The following is a 3011-nucleotide window of genomic DNA, read 5'->3' as shown; positions in this document are numbered from 1 at the left end:
TCTCTGCAGCTTTGCGTAAAGGGTAATGTTCCTCCAGTTCATGTTTCATACTTTAAGTATAGCATTGATTAAAAAATAAGGCAACTGTTGGTAGGACGTCTTTTGTGTTCTAGTTAGCTCTTGCCGCTTACTGCGCTAAAAGCAGTATCCTCTATGGTATGGCTAAAATAAAACCACAAGAACTTCATCAGATTATAATCGTATACCTCGTCTTCGGTGTAGGCGGTGCCATATTATCTCCACTTTATGGTTTGGTACTGCCACTATACACTATCACTGTCCTTATAGATCCACACGTCCGAGTTATTATTGGCCGTGCGTTTACAATGACACTGCTGTATAAAATGCTGGTAACTATATGGAATTTTATGCTGATGGTATGGGAGAGTTTAGGAATACTCCAGTATCCTATAGCAATTATCTTTTTTGTTGTTGGCCTGCCCAGGTTAATCGTAGCCTGGTTATTCCTTGTAGCATCTGTACTTCTATCTGGGCTTATACCGCCCTATATAACATGGACATGCCGAAATGAAATAATTGCGAACATAATACCTTTTGGGCGTGAAATAGCATATGCCTACACGTGGTATCAATGGAAAAAGAGCGCCGAAAGAAGACATAAGATGATTTATGGCAATCGCAACAAACAACAAAATAGTCAAAAGGATACAAGTGAAAAGCACGAAGTTTACGGTGCAAATCAGCAGGCCATAGCCGTCATATCAAATATGGGTACGAATATACTGATGCAGCAGAACTCGGAAGAAATAGATGACGTTGCAGAAGCATTTAAACTTTCGGCAGGGCAGAAGGCATTCCTCGAAAAAGCCGGTGTAGGCGAAGCATTGATAAGAGCGGGCAAGCATGTAGCAGCCGTAATCTTTACCCCTACGGTATATGAGAGGAAATACATCCTGGGTTGGAAGGGCGAGGAAGAATAATAAAACATGGAAAGGGGAATAAGCTTTGGAATACCGATTCATCATTCCAGGCAGGCCAGTGCCAGCTGCAAGGATGACGAACAAAAGCAAATTCGTAAGACCAGAGGCGTTGCGGTATCTCGAATACAAAGAAAAAGTCGGATGGTTTGCTAAGAAAAGCGGCGTAGAAAAGATAGATGCCGATGTAGAAGTAGAATGCAGATTCTATTTGAACGGAGGTCATATTCCGGATATCGACAATCTGTTAAAAGCGGTTTTGGATGGCTTAAATGGTGTTGCTTGGGATGATGACCGCAGGGTGCGAAGCATTAAGGCCGAAAGAATCGATGCAGATGTTGAGTATACGGAGGTTTTTTTAAAGAAAGTTAACGAGGAAAAAATAAGCAACAACAAGAAAGCAACAAAGATAGGATAATTTCGTCAAAAGAAAGGAAAGGCAGGCGGTGTATTGATGAGAAAGACTTTTAGCCCAGAGAATATTTTAAATACAGCAAAATTATGTTTTTGGCTGGCGGTCCGTTATATTTTTATGGCGGCGGTTTGGACATGTTTCGTCCTGCAGCTCTCGCTAACTGCCTACAGTTTCCAGTATGCGGTGAAATACGGGATATCTCATTTGAATCCCAGTAGCCCATTGGAAAGCATTATAGTAGCTACAATCTTTGGCTTATTTGGAATCTTACTTTCGCCTTTGACGGGACTGATGCTGCCTTATTCATTGATCGTGTTGGGCCACTATTACCTTCCCATTTACATGCCCATTATCTATGCAAAATACACTCCAGCGTTGATACATAAATTCGTCAACTGGCTTTCTCGGATAGGGCAGTCTTTTTCGCAGTTCATGAACGGGCCAGAAGGAGCAATTATTGGCATCGTATTACTACTCTTGGCAGTAAAAGCCATAATTTACCTTTGGGTGTATTTCATAGTTTTTTTGCTAATGATAGCGTTTGCCCCTGCTTTTATTTCATGGACGTTTCGCGAGGAGATAATTAACAATATAATTCCATTCTATAAGGACATAAAACGTGCACACTCGAGGATTAGGCGCAATCATATCTACAAAAAAACTTACGGACATTGCAAGAAGCATCTACAGAGTTCTCCTCCGCAGCAGTTACAAACTATACAGACTACCCAAACCAATGGGGCAAGCAGTTCCAAACCCGACAGTTACCGTAGCAGGAACCTTTATGCTTTCGATCGCCTTGCCGGTGTGGACCACGCGATAAGGGCAATAAAAGATGCACTCGAAATTCCCCTTATGTATCCTGAGAAGGCTAGAGAATACGGCATAAAACCGTCGAAAGGGATTCTGTTTTACGGCCCTCCGGGTACCGGAAAAACCTCGCTGGCCCGTGCAACGGCGGAATACTTCGGATGTTATTTCATCAGCGTAAAAGCTTCGGAACTGGTAGGGCCGTACGTTGGTTCAAGCGAAGCCGCCGTTAAACAGCTCTTCGCCCAGGCAAGAGCCAATAAGCCCGCAATCATATTCTTCGATGAAATCGATGCTATTGCCCGTAGAAGAGACGGTTCGCATCTCAATCGGCCAAGCGATATCGTACTGAATATCCTGCTTGCTGAAATGGACGGATTTGAAAAAGACGAAGGGGTATTCGTCATAGGTGCGACCAACAGATTGGACGTGCTGGATGAAGCACTGCTCAGGCCCGGGAGGTTCGACAGCGTAATAGAAATACCGTTACCAGATTTCAAAGCGCGTAAAAAACTGTTCAGTATTTATCTCGAAGGAAGGCCCATCAGTGATGAGGAATTCCTAGACGTTTTTGAACTTGCTAAACTAACCGAAGGTATGTCGCCCGCTCAAATAGAGGCGATATGCAAGAAGGCGGCCCTTACCGCACTTAAACGGGAAATTGAAGAATCTCAAAAGGGGTTAACAAAAGCTACAAAAGACTGTATTCCGAAAAAAGGAATTAGAATGAGCGATTTGGTCGATGCTATAAAGGAGGTTTGCAGCAGCTTCAAGAAACCCCACTGTAGTTGACTTTACTTAACTATTTTGCTACCATAAAAGCATGGAACTCTTATCCATTGGAGAAG

3 protein-coding genes are annotated in these 3011 nt (G+C 43.0%); all 3 read left to right on the top strand.

What is annotated here, in order from left to right; translation table 11 throughout:
- Positions 1–158: 158 nt before the first annotated feature.
- From AN618_RS12215 to AN618_RS12205, 3 genes are read left to right on the top strand one after another with little or no spacing between them, the layout of a single operon-like run.
- Complete coding sequence (locus AN618_RS12215) at positions 159–941, top strand: hypothetical protein (RefSeq protein WP_066355597.1); 783 nt, start codon at positions 159–161, stop codon at positions 939–941.
- 25 nt (positions 942–966) lie between these two features.
- Entirely contained in the window at positions 967–1356 is a 390-nt protein-coding gene (locus AN618_RS12210; protein WP_066355596.1) for a RusA family crossover junction endodeoxyribonuclease, read from the top strand.
- Positions 1357–1392: 36 nt separating this feature from the next.
- Complete coding sequence (locus tag AN618_RS12205; RefSeq protein ID WP_066355594.1) at positions 1393–2955, top strand: ATP-binding protein; 1563 nt, start codon at positions 1393–1395, stop codon at positions 2953–2955.
- Positions 2956–3011 lie beyond the last annotated feature (56 nt).

Origin of the sequence: Fervidicola ferrireducens, assembly GCF_001562425.1 — a bacterium.
Taxonomy (GTDB): Bacteria; Bacillota; Thermosediminibacteria; order Thermosediminibacterales; family Thermosediminibacteraceae; genus Fervidicola; species Fervidicola ferrireducens.
Note: the sequence above shows the minus strand (reverse complement) of the source record. Positions and strands in the feature narration are given on the sequence as shown.